The following is a 17,678-nucleotide window of genomic DNA, read 5'->3' on the forward strand; positions in this document are numbered from 1 at the left end:
CGGGTAAGTTTTTGGTAACGTTGACTTTTTATAGTGTTAACAGGGTCGCTCAATTGCGTCCGAAAGTTGGTAACAGTCGGACATAAACCGTGACTTGGCCCGCGGGAGGGCGATGTCTATGGTCCGCCGCATTCGAGCCTGCGACGAACGGCCGGGCAGTGATTCGCTGCTACGGCCTCGGAGCTTCCCCCCCCGGGGAAGAATTCGGCAGCGGGCTTGGGGGTCAAAAGGGGGCCGCCACGGCGCCAGGATCAGTCCAGGGCATCGCGCGGCAGAGACGGTTGACATGAAGACTGCGCGGCAAACGACACTTCGCGACCAGGTCCAGCTTGACGGGATCGGTGTCCATTCCAACGCTGCGGTCTCCGTCACGCTTCACCCCGCCGAAGCCGGCACCGGCATCACCTTCCTCCGCACCGACCAGGATCATCCCGAGCTTCCGGCGATCTTCCGCACCGTTTCCTCCGCCGAACTGTCGACCGTCGTCGGCAATCCCGAGCGTGGTGGCGTCGCCACCGTCGAGCACCTGATGGCCGCGCTTTCCGGCCTCGGTGTCGACAATTGCCTCGTTGAGGTCGACGGCCCCGAACTGCCGATCCTCGATGGATCCGCCGCTCCCTTCGTCGCCGCCATCGATCAGGTCGGCCTGACCACGCTGTCCGCCACCCGCCGCGCCATCAAGGTGCTGAAGTCGGTGGTCGTCGAGACCGAGCGCGGTGTCGTCGAGCTTCATCCCCATGACCGCGGCCTGCGCATGGAAGTCGAGATCGACTTCGCCAATCCGCTGATCGGTCGTCAGGTCTATGGCACCGACATCGACCCGACCGTGTTCCGCCGCGACGTTGCGCGCGCCCGGACCTTCGGCTTCATGCAGGACGTCTCGAAGCTCTGGGCCGCCAAGCGCGCGCTTGGCGCCTCGCTGGACAACACCATCGTCATCGGCGATGACCGCATCCTCAATCCGGAAGGCCTGCGCTTCCGCGACGAGTTCGTCCGCCACAAGCTTCTCGATGCCGTGGGCGATCTGGCCATGGCCGGCGCGCCGATCATTGGCCGCTTCCGCTCCTATCGCGGCGGACATCGCCTCAACCTCACCCTTCTGCAGACCCTGTTCGCCGATCCGACCGCCTATTCGATCGTCGAGCCGACTGTGCGCCGCGACCGCGGTCATGCCGATATCGGCGTCTCCGCTCCGGCCTTCGGGCCGGATGCGAGCTGAAACAAGCGGCGCCGCAATCTCGCCCAAACACCATGAGCATAAGTGTCGCCGCGGGGCAGTAGCCCTGCGAGCCGACTTCGGGTAAGAGCCTTGGCCGGGCGCGCAAGCGTTCGCCGTTAGCGCATGTGATCGGGAAGGTACGAGGCCTTGGTGAAGCGTCCCGTGGATCGAAATCTGGCAGACCAGCCGCGCCGTACGATGGTTCTGGCGGCTGTCGTGGCTGCTGCTTTCCCGCTTGCCGGCTGCTCCGGCGCACCGTCCTGGAACCTGTTCGGCGGTGGCCAGGATGCCGCCAACCTGCCCGACGAGCCGGCCGAGAAGCTCTACAACGAAGGCATCGCGCTGCAGAATCGCCGCAGCTGGCGCCAGGCTGCGCTGAAATTCATGGAGATCGACCGCACCCATCCCTACACGGAATGGGCCAAGCGGGCGCTCGTTATGGCCGCCTATTCCTATTACGAGGCGCAGGACTACGACGAGACCATCAACCAGGCCCGTCGCTTCCTCCAGCTGCACCCCGGTGCTCCGGATGCGGCTTATGCCCAGTACCTGATGGGCGCTGCCCAATACGACCAGATCCCCGACGTCAACCGCGACCAGGGCCGCACCGAGCGCGCGCTCGTCGTGCTTGAGGAAATCACCCGCAAGTGGCCGCAGTCGGAATATGCGACCGCCGCCCGCCGCAAGATCGAGGTCGCCCGCGACCAGCTTGCCGGCCGCGAGATGATGGTCGGCCGCTACTATCTCGAGCGCCGCCAGTTCCCCGGCGCCATCAACCGCTTCCGCACCGTGGTCTCGCAGTTCCAGACCACGCGTCATGTCGAAGAGGCGCTGGCCCGCCTGGTCGAGAGCTACATGGCGCTCGGCATTGTCAACGAGGCGCAGACGGCGGCCGCCGTGCTCGGGCACAATTTCCCCGACAGCCAATGGTACAAGGACAGCTACAAGCTCGTCTCCAGCCAGGGCCTGCAGCCGCGCGAAGATACCGGCTCGTGGATCAGCCGTGCCTTCCGGCGCGTGACGGGCTGACACCCTTTCGTTCGTCGTCTGTTCGCGTTAAGCCGTAGGGCGACACGCCAGCCGGGAATCGCGAACGGACCATGCTTGCCCAGCTTTCGATCCGCGACATCGTCCTGATCGACCGGCTCGACCTGACCTTCTCTGAGGGTCTGTCGGTGCTGACCGGTGAGACCGGCGCCGGCAAATCGATCCTGCTCGACGCAACCTCGCTGGCGCTCGGCGCGCGTGGCGATGCGGCACTCGTCCGCCATGGCCAGCCTCAGGGCCAGGTGACCGCCGTGTTCGACGTGGCGATGGACCATCCCGCCCGCCGGATTGCCACTGAGGCCGATCTCGATACCGACGGTGACCTGATCCTGCGGCGCGTTCAGCTGGCCGACGGGCGCACCCGCGCCTTCGTCAACGACCAGGCGGTGAGCGTGCAGGTGCTGAGGGCCATTGGCGCGGCACTGGTCGAGATCCACGGCCAGCATGCCGATCGGGCTCTGGTGGAGCCAGAGGCCCATCGCGACCTGCTCGATGCCTTCGGCGGCCTCGTGTCCGAGGTGGAGGCCGTCCGCGCGGCCTGGCGCGCGTGGCGCGATGCCCGCAAGGCGCTGGACGAGGCCCAGGCGCGTCTCGCCAAGGCGCAGGCCGACGGCGACTACCTTCGCCATGCAGTCGAGGAACTGACCAAGCTGCGCCCCGAGGTCGGCGAGGAGACAGCCCTTGCCGAGCGCCGGCAGGGCATGATGCAGGCCGAGAAGATCGCCACCGACCTGGCCGAGGCAGCCGACGCGCTGAGCGGTCCCTCCTCGGCTGTGCCCTCGCTCGCGGCGGCCTGGCGCCGCCTGGAGCGCCGCGCCCAGCAGGCGCCTGAACTGGTCGAGCCCATCGTCAAGGCCTTCGGAGAGGCGCTGGACCGGATCGAGGACGCGCGGTCTGCGGTCGAGGCCGCCCAGCGCGCCGCCGATTTCGACCCGCGCGAACTGGAGCGGATCGAGGAGCGGCTGTTCACGCTCCGCGCAGCGTCGCGCAAATATGCCGTGCCGGTCGAAGACTTGCCGGCTCTCGCCGAACGCTACCGCGCCGATGTCGCGTCGCTGGACGCGGGCGAGGGCCATCTGGTCAAGCTGACCAAGGCCGCCGCTTCAGCCGAGACGGCCTATGGCAAGGCCGCCACGGCGTTGTCGGCGAAGCGCAAGGCGGCGGCGAAGCGCCTGGACGATGCGGTCAATGCCGAACTCGCGCCGTTGAAGCTTGAGCGGGCGCGCTTCATCACCGAATTGTCCGAGGAGGCCGCCGGTCCCGGTGGCTCCGACAAGGCGGAATTCTGGGTCCAGACCAATCCGGGCACGCGGCCGGGCCCGATGATGAAGGTCGCTTCCGGCGGCGAACTCTCGCGCTTCATGCTGGCGCTGAAAGTGGTGCTGGCCGATCAGGGCTCGGCGCCGACACTGGTCTTCGACGAGATCGATACGGGCGTCGGTGGTGCGGTGGCCGACGCCATCGGCCAGCGGCTGGCACGCCTGGCTGGCAAGGTGCAGGTCCTCTCCGTCACCCACGCGCCTCAGGTCGCCGCCAAGGCGACGCGCCATTATCTCATCGCCAAGGAGGCGGCGGGCGACCGCGTCGCAACCCGCGTCAAGCCGCTGGGCTTCGATCTGCGCCGCGAGGAACTCGCCCGCATGCTGGCCGGCGAGACCATCACCGACGAGGCCCGTGCCGCCGCCGAACGCCTGCTGGCGATGGGCGGCTGAGCGCTTCCGCCGAAATGCCGCTTTCGGCGGCGAGGGTGGAACGCATGATTCGACGCCTCGCCCTTCTCGCCCTTCTCGCGCTGCTTCCGTCCGCCGTCGCGCGCGCTGAGCCCGTTCCGGCGGACGTAACGGCAGCCCTTGCCGCATGCCGGCAAATGCCAGGCGCACCGATCCGCAGCGCTGGCGTGACGCTCTGCTTCTCCGGCGAGATCGATGCCGCGAGCACGGCGCGGGCCATCACGCTGCTGCCTGCCGTGACGGCCATGGTCATCACATCCGACGGCGGCGAGGTGAGGGCGGCTCTTGCGCTCGCCCGGGCGCTGCGGGCGGGCGGCCAGCTCCTGGTCGTCGAGCGCGCCTGCGTCTCCTCCTGCGCCAATTTCCTGTTCACCGCCGCGCGTCGCAAGGCGGTGGCGCCCGAGGCCCTGGTGGTCTTTCACGGCGGCATCGCCCCGCAGGCCTTCGGCGGTCTGTTCGGCGGCGGGGACGAGCGCCAACTGCTGGGCGAGACGCAAGGCTTCTTTCGCGACATCGGCGTCGACGGGTCGATCACCTACGACCCGCCCTACCGCCGCGACCCGCGCTCAGGCGTGCGGAGCCTCGCTGACGAATGGACCGCGAGCCCGGCGGGTCTGCGCCGGCGCGGGGTCGGCGGCATCGTCTCGCTCTGGTGGCCCTCGCCCGAGGCCGTGATCCGCCAGGGCGCGCGGCAGGGCCTGCAACTCGGCATCCTCGACTGACCCTGGGATGACGTGGGCAACCGGCGAAGCCCGCTTCTCGCAGCGGCCCGGATCGGTTTATCTGTTGGCATGACCAGAACGCCCCCGCCCGCCGATCGCCCCGAGGTCGCAACGCTGTCAGCCGATGAAGCGCGCGCCGACCATGCCCGCCTCGGCGCGGCCATCGCCGAAGCCGACAAGCTCTATTATGAGTACGACGCACCGACCCTCACGGATGCGGATTACGACCAGCTGCGCCGCCGCTACGAGGAGATCGAGCAGCTCTTCCCTGAACTGGCGAGCGAGACCAGCCTGACCCGTAAGGTCGGCGCGGCGCCGTCCGCCCGGTTCGCCAAGGTCCGCCACGCGGTCCCCATGCTGTCCTTGTCGAATGCCTTCGCCGACGAGGAGGTGTTCGATTTCGTCACCCGCATACGCCGCTTCCTCGGCCTCGCCGCCGATTCGCCCGTCGCCATCACCGCCGAACCGAAGATCGATGGCCTGTCCTGCTCGCTGCGCTACGAGAACGGCAGGCTCACCGTTGCCGCCACCCGCGGCGACGGCGCCGAGGGCGAGGATGTCACGGCCAATGTCCGCACCATTGGCGAACTGCCGCAGGTGTTGAAGGGCGCGCCGGAGGTTCTGGAAGTGCGTGGCGAGGTCTATCTGAGCCATGCCGATTTCCGCGCCATCAATGCGCGCCAGGAGGAGAAGGGCCTGCCGCCCTTCGCCAATCCGCGCAATGCCGCCGCCGGCTCGTTGCGCCAGCTCGACCCCGAGATCACCCGCTCCCGTCCGCTGAAATTCTTCGCCTATACCTGGGGCGAGATCCTGCCGGCCGTGCCGAAGGACAGCCAGACCGGCATGATCGGCTGGTTCCGCGAGCTGGGCTTTCCGGTCAATCCGCTCACCGTGCGCTGCGACAGCGCCGAGGCCTTGCTGGCCCATTACCGCGGGATCGAGGCGCAGCGGGCCACCCTCGGCTACGACATCGACGGCGTCGTCTACAAGGTCGATTCGCTGGACCTGCAGCGCCGGCTCGGCTTCGTCTCCCGCTCGCCGCGCTGGGCCATTGCCCACAAGTTCCCCGCCGAGAAGGCGACGACGGTTCTCGAGGCGATCGAGATCCAGGTCGGCCGCACCGGCGCGCTGACACCGGTCGCCAAGCTCCGCCCGGTCACCGTCGGCGGTGTGGTCGTGTCGAACGCGACCCTGCATAACGAGGATTATATCAAGGGCGTCGGCGCCGATGGCCAGCCCATCCGCACGGCCGATATCCGCGTTGGCGATACCGTGACGATCCAGCGGGCCGGCGACGTCATTCCCCAGGTTCTCGACGTCGTCATGGACCAGAGGCCTGCGGATTCCAGAGCCTATGTCTTCCCGAACACCTGTCCCGCCTGCGGCAGCCCTGCCGTGCGCGAGGAGGGTGAGGCTGTCCGGCGTTGCACCGGCGGCTTTGCCTGCCCGGCCCAGACAGTCGAGCGCCTGCGCCACATCGTCTCGCGCCGTGTGCTCGATATCGAGGGCCTGGGCGCCGAGCGGCTGCCCCTCTTCATGGACGATCCCGATCTGCCGATCCACGAGCCCGCGGATATCTTCACGCTGGCAAAACGGGACGCCGGCAACCTGAAGAAGCTGAAGGACAAGGAGGGCTTCGGCGCTCTGTCGGTCAAGAACCTGTTCGAGGCGATCGAGAAGAGCCGCACCGTCGCCCTCGACAGGCTGATTGCGGCGCTCGGCATCCGCCATGTCGGTGAGACCACCGCCCGGGTCCTTGCCCGTGCCTATGGCCGCTGGGAGGCCTTCCACGATGCCGCCGTGAAGCTCTCGGAAGGCGACGAGGAAGCCCGTCACGAACTCGACGCGCTCGACCAGATCGGTGACGCCGTGATCGAGGCCATCGCCAACTATTTCCGCGAGCCGCGCAACCGCGCCATGGTCGAGCGGCTGGTGGCCGAACTGACCATCCAGGAGGCCGAGAAGCCGAAGACCGACACCGCCATTGCCGGCAAGACCGTCGTCTTCACCGGCGCGCTGGAGAAGATGACGCGCGACGAGGCCAAGGCCATGGCGGAACGGCTGGGTGCGAAAGTTGCGGGCTCGGTATCAAAAAAGACCGACTATGTCGTGGCTGGTCCGGGCGCCGGATCGAAGCTCGACAAGGCGCGTGACCTTGGTGTCGCAGTCATGACCGAAGACGAGTGGTTCGTGCTCGCCGGCGCATCACCGAGCTGATCGGTGTGTCCAGGAAAAAGAAGCAAGATCAATAAGATATGCGGGCGTGCCGCCCGGCGCGCCAGGGCTGGTTAACATTTCCTCACCAAGCCATGCGCTCACGTCAAGGCTGATGGTGCACTGCACAATGTTGCGAATCTTGTGCGATGCAACAAAATACAACCTGTCGTAAGGGAGGAAGCCTCTGAGGTTCGTCCACTCTTAACGTGAGGAGAGACAACCATGGCTACCATTACGGTCGGTAAGATTGAATCCCGCGGCGCTGATGCGTCGCCCAAGCGTTCCTGGACCTCGTTCTTCAAGAACGCCTATGACGCGATCGTCGAGGCGCAGGAACTGCGCGCCCAGACCTATGTGAACGGCTATCTGGCGCATCTGACCGATGACGAGCTCGCTCGCCTCGGCATGACCCGCGATCAGATGGTGCGCCGCACGCGCAACATGATGACCAGCCTCTGAGCCCGGTTTCCGGTCGCGGCTCCGGCATTCCAGCCGGGGCCGCGCCGCTCCGGCCAGATCCTGTATTCCCCCGTCCAGGTATTCACCGTGCTCATCGCCCTGATTGCCCGCCTCATCCGCGGGAAACCCGTCTCCAATGCCGAGCGCCGGATCCGCGCCGATCGCGCGCTGATTCCTGCCGATGAGCTGAAGCTTGCCGGCTTCCGGCGCACGCTCGGCGGTTCGGCAGCGCTGCCCTTCGCGCGCTGACCGCCCTCAGCCCTTCCGCCTGATCCCGATGACCTGACCGATGCCGTCCGGACGCTCGCGCCCGGCCGACATGGCGTGCCAGTCCTTCAGGCTCGCCATGATGTCGGGCGGGAACGGGGTCGAGCGGCGCGTCTCCATGTCGATATGCATGGAAATCGATTCCATGGTCGACGACAGCCAGCGCTCCCCGGCATGGATCAGCTCCATCCAGTAATGGATGCGCTTCTCGTCGACATCGAGGATCTGGATCCGCACCTGGACGGGATCCTTCAGGTGCACCTCGCGCAGATAGCGCACATGCAGCTCCAGCGCGAAGAAGCTCATGTGGCGCGTGCGCACATAGCTTTCCGACAGCCCGATCCGGTCGAACAGGATGTCCAGCGCCTGATCGAACAGCTTGACGTAATAGGCGACGTTGAGATGGCCGTTATAGTCGATCCAGTCTGGCTGGATCGTCATCGGCGGGGTGATCGGCAGGCCCGTATCGGGGCATAGGTCGAAGGCTGACATGGCCAATCGTTAGGCGAGCCGATCCATCCCTGCAAGCCGCAGCCGGCATGCCCGTTCGCCGGGTTTCCCAACATTGGCCTTCGGCTATATGGTCTCGGCCCCCTGTTGTTCTTGCCGACCAGCCCTGCCGAGGATGCCATGCCTGCCACCCCCATCGCGCGCCCCGCGGCCGAGACGATCCAGGCGGTCGTCCGCGAGCTTCAGGCCCAGTTCGGCAATCGCGCGGTAACCTCGCAGGCGGTGCGCGAACAGCATGGCCACACGCTGACCTGGCTGCCGAACCAGCCGCCGGACGTCGTCGTCTTCCCGCACACGACGGAGGAATGCGCCGATATCGTGAAGCTCGCCGCCCGCCACCGTGTGCCGATCATTCCCTTCGGCACCGGGTCGTCGCTGGAGGGCCATGTCAACGCGCCCTATGGCGGCATTTCCGTCGACACCTCGCAGATGAAGGCGATCATCGCCGTCCATGCCGAGGACCTTGATGTGGTCGTCGAGCCGGGCGTTACCCGCAAGCAACTCAACGAATATCTGCGCGATCAGGGCCTGTTCTTCCCCATTGATCCCGGTGCCGATGCCTCCATTGGCGGCATGACGGCCACCCGCGCCTCCGGCACCAATGCCGTGCGCTACGGCACGATGAAGGACAATGTCATCGCGCTCGAGGTCGTGCTGCCGAACGGCGAGGTGATCGATACCGCGCGCCGCTCCAAGAAGTCGTCGGCCGGCTATGATCTCACCCGGCTGATGGTCGGTTCCGAGGGCACGCTCGGGCTGATCACCAAGATCACCTTGAAGCTCCACGGCATTCCCGAGGCGATCTCGGCCGCCGTCTGCTCCTTCGCTTCGGTGAAGGACGCGGCGGACGCCACCATCTTGGCGATCCAGACCGGCATTCCGCTCGCGCGCATCGAACTGCTCGACGAGGTGCAGGTCCGAGCGGTCAATCTCTATTCCAAGCTGACCCTGCCCGAGCAGCCGCTGCTGCTGGTCGAGTTCCACGGCACGGATGCCGGCGTTGCCGAACAGGTCGAGCGGTTCCGCGCCATCGCGGATGATTGCGGCGGCGGCAATTTCCAGTGGGCCGACAAGGCCGAGGACCGCACGAAGCTCTGGCAGGCGCGCCACGATGCCTATTGGGCGGCGCTCGCCCTGAAGCCCGGTGGCAAGGGCGTGTCGTCCGACGTCTGCGTGCCGCTCTCCAGGCTCGCCGAATGCATCGATGCGACCAAGAAGGACATCGAGGAGACCGGCCTGATCGCGCCGATCGTCGGCCATGTCGGCGACGGCAACTTCCACGTCCTGCCGCTGATGGACGAGAACGATCCGGCCGAGGTCGCCAAGGTCGAGGCCTTCATGGGCCGCATCGTCGAGCGGGCGCTCGCCATGGAGGGCACCTGCACCGGCGAGCACGGCGTTGGCCAGGGCAAGATGAAATATCTGAAGGCCGAGCATGGCGCCGCGGCTCTGGCGCTGATGGCGGCCGTGAAACACGCCGTCGATCCGGAAGGGCTGATGAACCCCGGCAAGATCGTCGCTGGCTGACCTCAGCCCGCGTTGCGACGCAGCCAGCCGGCCGCATAGCCACAGCGCGGCACGATCTCGCGCCGCTCGGCCTTGGCCACCTGGACCAGGTGTTCCATCAACCGGCCGGCGGCGCCGGTACCGCGGAGCGCCGGCTCGGCCTCGACATAGTCGATGACCAGGACGCCGTCGGTGCGCCGATAGTCGGCGGTCGCAAGCTTGCCGTCGACGTCGAGTTCGAAGCGGTTCTGCTGCACATTGTCGCGAAATTGGTCGGTCACGGCACGATCCCCGGATCTGTCCTGTTCCTGCTCATATGGGAACCCGTTCGCCGCGTGTCAGGTTCCCCCTTGGGGCCGCCATAGTGCGATGGAACCACCGCGTCAGAAATTGCAGCCGAACGGCTCAAGCCCGCGCCGCATCTGCTCGCCCTGCGTGACGCAGATCTGCTGGAGCTGCGAGCGTGTCTGCGGATTTTCAGCAAGCGACCGCCAGGTCTGGCGAAGGGTCGCCACCTGCTGGGTGAAGGTCACGCGGTGGGTTGCCGGCACCTTGGTCATCACGCAGGTCTCGTAGCTGGTGATGAACCGGTCGCACTCGGGAATGCCGATATCATCGGCGGAACGGGCGATCCCGGACATGTGCACCACGAGGCCGGCGGCAAGGGCGAGAGCCAAGCGCGAGACCATGCCAAGTTACTCCTGATGCGCATCGATGGCGCACGATCCAGCCGCGGCCGGACGATGTGCCCAAGGATGCAAATTGCAGCTGGCAGGTTTCGAGGCGATGTCGTCGGGCCCCTCTTGGGTATCGAATTGTTTCGTCAAAGCCGAAAATTGAAACTTAGGAAGCCTCCTTGTATCCGCGGCGACACAGGGCGGAAATGTTCCGTCGCGCATTGTGGAGGCTGCGCTCGGGTCTGCTGGCCATCTGTGCCGGCAGCCAGGGTCCTGAATATCGCAATGTTCGCCAGCTGATCGCTGCGCGAGCAAAACCTTCTGCTTGCGATGCTTCAGTGACGTAGCGAAACCCTACCCCTTGTGGCATGATCCGTCCGGTCGTCTTCGTCCGGTCGACCTGCCGGGCAGGGGGAGAGCACACGATGGTTTCAGCCTGGCCGGACATGACGCGTTCGCCGCTTGTCAGGGCAATGGCCGCGGCAGCTGCCTTGTTCGTTCTCGGCGCCACTGCCGTCTCCGCCCGCGAGTTTCGTGTCGCGGACACCCAGACGGCCGATTATCCGACAGTCGTCGCGCTGGAGCGCATGGGCCAGCTGGTGCGCGAGCGCAGCCAGGGCCGCCACACCCTTCGCATCTTCCACTCGCGCCAGCTTGGCGAGGAGAAGGAAACGATCGAGCAGACCCGAATCGGTGCCATTGATCTCAACCGGACCAATGTCGCGCCGCTCACCAGTTTCATTCCCGAGGCGAATATCCTCGCCTTGCCGTTCCTGTTCCGCTCGGTGGACCACCTCCACCGTGTGCTGGACGGGCCGATTGGCGAGGAGATCCTGGCGCGTTTCGAGGCCCATGGTCTGATCGGCCTCGCCTTCTACGATTCCGGCGCGCGCTCCATCTACAATTCGGTCCGTCCGGTGAAGACGATCGCCGACCTCAAGGGCCTGCGCATCCGTGTCCAGCAGTCCGACATGATGGTCGACATGATGCGCGCGCTGGGCGCCGACCCGATCGCGCTGCCCTATGGCCAGGTCAATGTCGGACTGACCACCGGCCTCATCCAGGGGGCCGAGAACAACTGGCCCTCCTATGTGACGACCGAGCATTCCCGTGCCGCGCGCTTCCTCACCCTCACCGAACATACGATGAGCCCCGAGGTGCTGGTCATGTCCAAGCGCGCCTGGGAGGGGCTGTCGGATGAGGACAAGCGGATCTTCCGCGAGGCCGCGCGCGAATCCTCGCGGCTGATGCGCGAACAGTGGAAGAAGCTCGAGGAACAGTCGCGCGACGAGGCGACGCGCCAGGGTGTGCAGATCACCACGCTCACTGACCGCGCTCCGTTCGAACAGGCCGTCGCGCCTCTCCTGCCGCGCTATGTCGGCGCCCCCGCGCTGGCCGGCCTGGTCGAGCAGATCCGACAGGCGCAGTGATGGATGCAGCCGCGGCAAAGCCGGGATTGGTGGCGGCTGCCGCCCGTCCTGTGCTTGGCCGCCTCAACGCCGGCGCCGACATGCTGCGCGCCATTCCGGTGCGCTGGCGCATTGCCACAGTCGTCATCCTGAACCTCGCCTTCATCGGCCTTCTCATGCTGCTGATCGCGACGGGGGCCCGTGCCATCCGCTCGGCCTGGACCGAATTGCAGGAGGCGCGGCGCGTCGACCGCCTGCTGTCGGCCATCGAGAACGATGCCGGCCGTCTGCAGACGCTGATCCACCGCTATTTCGCTCTGCCCAACGACGCGGTGCTCAACGAGATCGAGACCCGCCGCAAGGCGCTGCTGGCCAAGCTCGCCCTGGAAAAGGAAATCGATCTCGCCCTGCAGAACCCGGCCCGCTCCGTCACTTCGGTCACCGAGCGGTTCATGCTCGGCTTCGACGAATTGCGCAGCGTGCGCGAGACGATCTCGTCGATCTACGAGAACGAGATCCGCAAGCCATCGAGCGAGCTGTCGCAGCTCTATTCGGTTGTCGAGACCGCGATGGACAGCCGTTACGCCCTCGTCGCGCCCTCGCTCGGCAAGTCGCGCGAGGCGTTCTCCATCTTCCTGGTGGCGATCAACGACTATTACCTGACCCAGTCGGTGCAGGCGCAGCGCGAGGCCTCCCGCTCGATCGAGGTGATCCAGGCCACCGCTCCCGTCATGGTCGACCTGGCCGAGACCGCCTTCCAGAAGGCGGCCCTGCAGGCGCTGCGCGAGCGCACTGACGCGCTGCGTGCCGGTTTCAATCGATTGATCCTGGTGCTTGGCATGCAGAACCGCCTGCTCCAGGTCGAGATCGACGGCAATCAGGCGGTCATGGCGACCGTGATCCAGGAGGTCGCCGAGCGGGTGCGCGCGCAGGAGGATGCTGCCCAGCAGCGGCTCGACCGCACGCTGGATGCGGTGTTCTTCCAGGCGGCGGGCATTGCGGGCCTGTTCCTGGTCTTTGTCGGCATCATCTGGACCCTCATCGCCCGTTCGATCCGCATGCCGCTCGACGATCTCGCCGGCAGCATGGCGGCCATCGTGGGTGGTGACCTCAACCGCCAGCCGTCGGCGCTGGGTGCCGCCGACGATATCGGCCGCATGGCCCGCGCCGTCGAGGTGTTCCGCCAGAATGCCATCGCCAAGCAGCGCGCCGAACTGGACCTGGTCGCCGCCAAGGACCGCGCTGAAACCGCGCTCGCCCATCTGCGCGACACCCAGGAAAGCCTGATCGAGGCCGAGAAGCTGGCGGCCCTCGGCGGGCTCGTCGCGGGCGTCGCCCACGAGGTCAACAACCCGATCGGCATCAGCCTGACGGTCGCCTCCACCTTGTCCAGGCGCATCGAGGCCTTTGGCAAGGATGTCGAGCGCGGCGAACTCCGCCGCTCCAAGCTCACCGAATTCGTCGAGGGCAGCCGCGAGGCGGCAAGCCAGCTCTCCCTCAATCTCCAGCGCGCCGGCGAGATGGTCCAGGCCTTCAAGCAGGTGGCGGTCGACCGCAGCCATGCCGACCGGCGAAGCTTCGACCTGGCCGAGGCCACTGACCAGATCGTCGCAAGCCTCAGGCCGACGCTGCGCCGCGCGCCGGTCACGCTCGCCGTGTCGATCCCGGCCAATATCGTGCTCGACAGCTATCCCGGCCCCTACGGCCAGGTCGTCACCAACCTGTTCATGAACGCCCTCAATCACGCCTTCCCCGAAGGGCGCCCCGGCATCTTTTCCATCGAGGCGCAGGTCGAGGGCGACAGCGTCGTCATGACCTTCGCCGATGACGGCATCGGCATGACGACCGAGGTTCAGCGCCAGGCCTTCGATCCGTTCTTCACCACCAAGCGTGGATCGGGCGGCACGGGTCTTGGCCTCAACATCGTGTTCAACATCATCACCCGCCGTCTCGGCGGCCGCGTGACGCTCGGCTCGGTGGCCGGACAGGGCACGACCTTCCGCATCGTGCTGCCCAAGGCCGCGCCCTTCGACAATGGAGAGCGGTCATGACGCCGCCCCTGCATGTGAACCTTTGGCCCGTTCGGGGCGACCCATTGCCGACCCATCGATTGCGAACAGCCAGATGACCCAGCATGATGACGACGACGACCTGATCAGGGTCGTCGAGGACGACGTGGTGGAGGCGCCAGTCCCGGCGCACCGCTGGAAGGTTGCCGTCATCGACGACGATCCGGCCGTCCATTCCGGCACCAATTACGCGCTCTACGACTATGATCTCGGCGGCACCAAGCTGGAGCTGCTGTCCGCCTTCTCGGCGGCTGAAGGCAAGACGCTGCTCGCGGCCCATCCCGACATGGCGGTGGTGCTGCTCGACGTGGTGATGGAGTCTGACGGCGCGGGTCTCGACCTCGTCCAGTACATCCGCAACGAGCTGAAGAATGACACCGTGCGCATCATCCTGCGCACCGGCCAGCCCGGACAGGCGCCCGAGCGGCAGGTGATCGTCGACTACGACATCAACGACTACAAGGCGAAGACCGAGCTCACTGCCGACAAGCTGTTCACAGCCCTCACCGCCGCCATCCGCTCCTACCAGCAGCTGATGCGCCTGGTGGAGACGCGCCGCGGCCTTGAGATGATCGTGGAAGCCGCTTCCGAACTGTTCGACCTGAAGTCCATGCGCAAGCTGGCCGAGGGCGTGCTGACCCAGATCGCCAGCCTCGTGCGGGCCGAATGCGACGGCATCCTCGTGCTGCGCGAAGCTGGCAAGACCGGCTTCAGCGTGCTCGCCGGTTCGGGCGTCTATCGCGGCGCTCCGGAAGAGGGCCATGCCGGCATTGACGGCGAGATGACGACCCTGGTCACCCAGGCCTTCGAGCGCCGGCGCCATGCCTTCGACCACCGCGAGAGCGGGCTCTATGTCCGGACCGCCTCCGGCCGCGAGATCGTCGTGGGGCTGCGCGCCGACAAGCCGCTCTCGGAAACCGACCGCGCGCTGGTCGCGGTGTTCTGCGCCCGGCTGTCCACCGCCTTCGACAATGTCATCCTCTACGAGCAGCTGCAGGCGGCCAACGAAACGCTCGAACAGCGGGTCGCCGAGCGCACACACCAGCTCACCGTCGCCAACGGGCGCCTGACCGCCCAGTGGCAGCGCCTGAAGCGCACCAACGACCACAAGGCCGAGGTGCTCGGCACCGTCGCCCATGACCTCAAGAACCCGCTGGGCGTCATCCTCGGCCGCTCCGAGATGATGGGCGAGCTGCTCGATCTCTCGCCGCCCAACATCGAGCGCGCCAAGATGCAGATCGAGCAGGTGCGGGCCTCCGTTGCCCGGATGACCGGCATGGTCGACGAACTGATCAACGACGCCATGCTGGACGCCGAGGACATCGTGCTGAGGCTCGCCGACATCGACACGGTGGCGGTCATCTCGGCGGTGGTCGATGCCAATGCGCCGCTGGCCGAGCGCAAGGGCCAGACGCTGATCTATAGCGGGCCGGAGAGCCTGGCCGGCCGCGCCGACCCCGACCGCCTGCGGGAGGCGATCGACAACCTCGTCTCCAATGCCATCAAATATTCGCCGCCCGGCGGCCGCGTCGTCGTGGCCCTGTCGTCAGGCGAAAGCGGCCACCGCCTGTCGGTCACCGATTCCGGTCCCGGCCTCCAGCCCGAGGACCACGACCGCCTGTTCGGCCGGTTCCAGCGGCTATCGGCCAAGCCCACCGGCGGCGAGAGCTCCACCGGCCTCGGCCTGTTCATCGCCCGCCGCATCGTCGAGCTGCACGGCGGCTGCATCAATGCCGAGAGCCATGGCGCGGGGAAGGGGGCGACCTTCTCGCTGTCGCTGCCGCCCATGCCGCTGGGAGGGCCATCATGAATGCGCATGTCGTCGTCGTTGACGACGAAGCCGCCGCCCGCGACATGGTCGGCGATTATCTGAAGCTCCACGGCTTCGAGGTGTCGCTGTGCGACAGCGGGGCGGCGCTCCGCAGCCTCATGACATCGCGGCGGCCCGATATCGTGGTGCTCGATCTCAACATGCCCGAGGAGGACGGCTTCTCGGTGGTGCGCCACGTCAAGCGCACGGCCGGCACGCCGATCATCATGCTGACGGCGACCGCGAGCCCGGTCGACCGCATCGTCGGCCTCGAGATCGGCGCCGACGACTATCTCGCCAAGCCCTGCGAACTGCGCGAGCTGCTCGCCCGCATCCGCGCCGTGCTGCGCCGCGCTGCCGCCGCACCGCCGTCGGACGAGCGCGTGCCGGTGAACGAGGCCGTGCGCTTCGGCACCAAATGGCTCGACCTCGGCGCCCACATGCTGCGCGATGACGCGGGCGAGGAACTGACGCTGACCTCGTCCGAGTTCAATCTGCTCAAGGCCTTTGCCGAGAACCCGCGGCGCGTGCTGTCGCGGGAGCGGCTTCTGGATCTCGCCGGCGCCCGCGATCCCGACGCCTTCGACCGCTCGATCGACGTGCGCATCACCCGCATCCGCCGGAAGATCGAACCGGATGCCGACCAGCCGGCCTTCATCAAGACCGTGCGCGGCGCCGGCTACATGTTCCTGCCCGACGGCGAGAAGCGCTGAGCCGATCTCAGGGGATGGCGGCAAGCTCGGCGAGCTTCGCCACTGTGTTCATGTTGCGCGCCGTGCCGGCTGCGGCCGCCGGAATGACCAGCTTCGACTGACCCATGCCCTCACCGTAATGGACGTAGATCTCACGGCGTCCGAGCGCGATGGCCTCGTCGCGGCGGAGCCGCGCCTTGGCGATCGCATCGGCCGGCGGCGGCCCGTCGAGGAAGATGGCGACCGTGCGGTTCGGCGCTTCGTGCGCGAACGGATTGGCCGCCAGCACAGCGGCCATCTCGGCGGCCGTCCGCACCATCACGCCGACCGGCCGGCCCGCATGGTCGGCAAGCCGTGCTTCGATGAGCGCCTTCACATCAGCTTCGCCAAGCGGGCTGTGGAACAAGAGGTTGCCGCTGGCAATGTAGGTGCTCACCCGCTGGAGTCCTGCCGCCTCCGCCATTGCCTTCAGGTCGGCCATGGGCAGCTTGCCTGTGCCGCCGACATTGACCGCGCGGAGCAGGGCGACGAACGAGGTCATGGAAACAATCCGGTCGGCGATGTTTCACCAAGGGCTAGAAGACCGGGCTCGCCCTGGCAAGCAGCCCGTCCGGGGCCGCACCACAGGCCTTTCTGAAACACTGGCGCCCCCGCTGAAACGACCGGCTCCGGGAACCGGCACGCCGCAGCAAAGCCTGAAACATTCACGGCCATGGCAGAAATGCGGCCATTCCGTGGACGGCAACGCAACGAAAGCCGGCCTCCCTAAGTTCTCATCAACGCGATGACGCGGCGCCGAACCGGATGAACCTTTTCCGGACCTGCCGCGACCCATCGTGGAGACCGGCCGCCCTCGAGACAGGCGGCATTCGAGAGGGAGAGCGCAAGATGACCATCCTGTCCAAGAGCTTCGTGTTTGGCGCCGTTGCTAGCCTCGCCGTTGCCGCCGCTCTCGTGCTCTCGCCCGCCGGTCGCGCCTCCGTCAATGCCGCTCCGGCGCTCACCGTGTCCTACAGCGCCGCCGACATCGACCGCGCCATGGGCGCCTTCGACAGCTTCAAGAACCGGCTCGATGGCGCCCCCCGCGCAGCCGAGACCCAGGTCGCCGCCATCCAGGGCGACCGCGCCGCCGCCCGGGAACGCGCCCATTGCGCGCAGTTCGCCTGGCCGAACATTCCGCAGTCCTGCCAGAGCTCGGCCGATGGCCAGCATCTCCGGCTGGTCCGCCAGATCCCGGTGGTGGAAGCCACCGTCGCCTCCCGCTGATACCGCATCCGGGCTGACTGGGCCCGGCACCTAACGCAAATCCCACGTGTCCTGCCGAGACCAGACACTTCAGGAGTT

General features: G+C 66.9%; 17 protein-coding genes. 13 read left to right on the forward strand and 4 right to left on the reverse strand.

Features of this window, described 5'->3' with window-relative positions; all coding sequences use genetic code 11:
• Positions 1-286 precede the first annotated feature (286 nt).
• The 7 genes from lpxC (at position 287) to E8L99_RS23770 (ending at position 7,643) form a co-directional block, all read left to right on the forward strand.
• The gene (lpxC, locus tag E8L99_RS10165; protein ID WP_137099423.1) at positions 287-1,219 is read left to right on the forward strand and encodes a UDP-3-O-acyl-N-acetylglucosamine deacetylase; all 933 of its coding nucleotides are present in this window, start codon (positions 287-289) and stop codon (positions 1,217-1,219) included.
• A 198-nt stretch (positions 1,220-1,417) separates the two neighbouring features.
• Positions 1,418-2,248, forward strand: coding sequence for an outer membrane protein assembly factor BamD (locus E8L99_RS10170; protein ID WP_137102064.1), 831 nt, complete (start codon positions 1,418-1,420; stop codon positions 2,246-2,248).
• A gap of 71 nt (positions 2,249-2,319) precedes the next feature.
• The gene (gene recN / locus E8L99_RS10175; protein ID WP_137099424.1) at positions 2,320-3,978 is read left to right on the forward strand and encodes a DNA repair protein RecN; all 1,659 of its coding nucleotides are present in this window, start codon (positions 2,320-2,322) and stop codon (positions 3,976-3,978) included.
• Between the two features lie 44 nt (positions 3,979-4,022).
• Entirely contained in the window at positions 4,023-4,718 is a 696-nt protein-coding gene (locus tag E8L99_RS10180; RefSeq protein ID WP_137099425.1) for a hypothetical protein, read from the forward strand.
• Positions 4,719-4,787: 69 nt separating this feature from the next.
• Positions 4,788-6,935, forward strand: a complete 2,148-nt coding sequence (ligA, locus tag E8L99_RS10185; protein ID WP_137099426.1) for an NAD-dependent DNA ligase LigA — start codon at positions 4,788-4,790, stop codon at positions 6,933-6,935.
• 222 nt (positions 6,936-7,157) lie between these two features.
• Positions 7,158-7,394, forward strand: coding sequence for a hypothetical protein (locus E8L99_RS10190; protein ID WP_137099427.1), 237 nt, complete (start codon positions 7,158-7,160; stop codon positions 7,392-7,394).
• Between the two features lie 87 nt (positions 7,395-7,481).
• Complete coding sequence (locus E8L99_RS23770) at positions 7,482-7,643, forward strand: hypothetical protein (protein ID WP_168201633.1); 162 nt, start codon at positions 7,482-7,484, stop codon at positions 7,641-7,643.
• A gap of 6 nt (positions 7,644-7,649) precedes the next feature.
• Here the strand turns inward: E8L99_RS23770 and E8L99_RS10195 are convergent, their stop codons facing one another.
• Positions 7,650-8,153, reverse strand: a complete 504-nt coding sequence (locus tag E8L99_RS10195) for a thioesterase family protein (RefSeq protein ID WP_252511326.1) — start codon at positions 8,151-8,153, stop codon at positions 7,650-7,652.
• Between the two features lie 138 nt (positions 8,154-8,291).
• On the opposite strand from E8L99_RS10195, the gene E8L99_RS10200 reads away from it, so the two are divergent.
• Complete coding sequence (locus E8L99_RS10200) at positions 8,292-9,698, forward strand: FAD-binding oxidoreductase (protein ID WP_137099428.1); 1,407 nt, start codon at positions 8,292-8,294, stop codon at positions 9,696-9,698.
• A 2-nt stretch (positions 9,699-9,700) separates the two neighbouring features.
• Here the strand turns inward: E8L99_RS10200 and E8L99_RS10205 are convergent, their stop codons facing one another.
• Together E8L99_RS10205 and E8L99_RS10210 are read right to left on the reverse strand one after the other, a co-directional pair.
• Entirely contained in the window at positions 9,701-9,958 is a 258-nt protein-coding gene (locus tag E8L99_RS10205; RefSeq protein ID WP_137099429.1) for a GNAT family N-acetyltransferase, read from the reverse strand.
• A 102-nt stretch (positions 9,959-10,060) separates the two neighbouring features.
• Positions 10,061-10,366: a hypothetical protein gene (locus tag E8L99_RS10210; protein ID WP_137099430.1), complete on the reverse strand. Its 306-nt coding sequence runs from the start codon at positions 10,364-10,366 to the stop codon at positions 10,061-10,063.
• Between the two features lie 413 nt (positions 10,367-10,779).
• Here E8L99_RS10210 and E8L99_RS10215 point away from each other — a divergent pair, with 413 nt between their 5' ends.
• From E8L99_RS10215 to E8L99_RS10230, 4 genes are all read left to right on the forward strand, one after another.
• Positions 10,780-11,784, forward strand: a complete 1,005-nt coding sequence (locus E8L99_RS10215; protein ID WP_252511327.1) for a TRAP transporter substrate-binding protein — start codon at positions 10,780-10,782, stop codon at positions 11,782-11,784.
• Positions 11,784-13,814 (forward strand): sensor histidine kinase, encoded by a 2,031-nt coding sequence (locus tag E8L99_RS10220; RefSeq protein WP_137099431.1) that lies wholly within the window; start codon positions 11,784-11,786, stop codon positions 13,812-13,814. Before E8L99_RS10215 ends, E8L99_RS10220 begins: the two co-directional genes overlap by 1 nt.
• 73 nt (positions 13,815-13,887) lie before the next feature.
• On the forward strand, positions 13,888-15,642 hold the full coding sequence (locus E8L99_RS10225; protein ID WP_137099432.1) for an ATP-binding response regulator: 1,755 nt from the start codon (positions 13,888-13,890) through the stop codon (positions 15,640-15,642).
• On the forward strand, positions 15,639-16,355 hold the full coding sequence (locus E8L99_RS10230; protein ID WP_137099433.1) for a response regulator: 717 nt from the start codon (positions 15,639-15,641) through the stop codon (positions 16,353-16,355). The genes E8L99_RS10225 and E8L99_RS10230 overlap by 4 nt, the downstream gene beginning before the upstream one ends.
• Before the next feature lie 7 nt (positions 16,356-16,362).
• On the opposite strand, the gene E8L99_RS10235 is transcribed toward E8L99_RS10230, so the two are convergent.
• On the reverse strand, positions 16,363-16,875 hold the full coding sequence (locus E8L99_RS10235) for a DUF1697 domain-containing protein (protein WP_137099434.1): 513 nt from the start codon (positions 16,873-16,875) through the stop codon (positions 16,363-16,365).
• Positions 16,876-17,222: 347 nt separating this feature from the next.
• Between E8L99_RS10235 and E8L99_RS10240 the strand changes: the two genes are divergently transcribed.
• The gene (locus tag E8L99_RS10240) at positions 17,223-17,600 is read left to right on the forward strand and encodes a hypothetical protein (RefSeq protein ID WP_137099435.1); all 378 of its coding nucleotides are present in this window, start codon (positions 17,223-17,225) and stop codon (positions 17,598-17,600) included.
• The last annotated feature ends 78 nt before the right edge of the window (positions 17,601-17,678 follow it).

It is taken from the genome of Phreatobacter aquaticus (genome assembly GCF_005160265.1).
GTDB lineage: Bacteria > Pseudomonadota > Alphaproteobacteria > Rhizobiales > Phreatobacteraceae > Phreatobacter > Phreatobacter aquaticus.

Bases quoted from the DNA above. Each gene is read 5' to 3' on its own strand.
- E8L99_RS10190 (WP_137099427.1), top strand. From the start codon at position 7,158: ATGGCTACCATTACGGTCGGTAAGATTGAATCCCGCGGCGCTGATGCG.
- E8L99_RS10200 (WP_137099428.1), top strand. From the start codon at position 8,292: ATGCCTGCCACCCCCATCGCGCGCCCCGCGGCCGAGACGATCCAGGCG.
- E8L99_RS10210 (WP_137099430.1), bottom strand. From the start codon at position 10,366: ATGGTCTCGCGCTTGGCTCTCGCCCTTGCCGCCGGCCTCGTGGTGCAC.
- E8L99_RS10235 (WP_137099434.1), bottom strand. From the start codon at position 16,875: ATGACCTCGTTCGTCGCCCTGCTCCGCGCGGTCAATGTCGGCGGCACA.
- E8L99_RS10180 (WP_137099425.1), top strand. From the start codon at position 4,023: ATGATTCGACGCCTCGCCCTTCTCGCCCTTCTCGCGCTGCTTCCGTCC.
- ligA (WP_137099426.1), top strand. From the start codon at position 4,788: ATGACCAGAACGCCCCCGCCCGCCGATCGCCCCGAGGTCGCAACGCTG.
- E8L99_RS10240 (WP_137099435.1), top strand. From the start codon at position 17,223: ATGACCATCCTGTCCAAGAGCTTCGTGTTTGGCGCCGTTGCTAGCCTC.
- recN (WP_137099424.1), top strand. From the start codon at position 2,320: ATGCTTGCCCAGCTTTCGATCCGCGACATCGTCCTGATCGACCGGCTC.
- E8L99_RS10220 (WP_137099431.1), top strand. From the start codon at position 11,784: ATGGATGCAGCCGCGGCAAAGCCGGGATTGGTGGCGGCTGCCGCCCGT.
- E8L99_RS10195 (WP_252511326.1), bottom strand. From the start codon at position 8,153: ATGTCAGCCTTCGACCTATGCCCCGATACGGGCCTGCCGATCACCCCG.
- E8L99_RS10230 (WP_137099433.1), top strand. From the start codon at position 15,639: ATGAATGCGCATGTCGTCGTCGTTGACGACGAAGCCGCCGCCCGCGAC.
- E8L99_RS10215 (WP_252511327.1), top strand. From the start codon at position 10,780: ATGGTTTCAGCCTGGCCGGACATGACGCGTTCGCCGCTTGTCAGGGCA.
- lpxC (WP_137099423.1), top strand. From the start codon at position 287: ATGAAGACTGCGCGGCAAACGACACTTCGCGACCAGGTCCAGCTTGAC.
- E8L99_RS10225 (WP_137099432.1), top strand. From the start codon at position 13,888: ATGACCCAGCATGATGACGACGACGACCTGATCAGGGTCGTCGAGGAC.
- E8L99_RS10170 (WP_137102064.1), top strand. From the start codon at position 1,418: ATGGTTCTGGCGGCTGTCGTGGCTGCTGCTTTCCCGCTTGCCGGCTGC.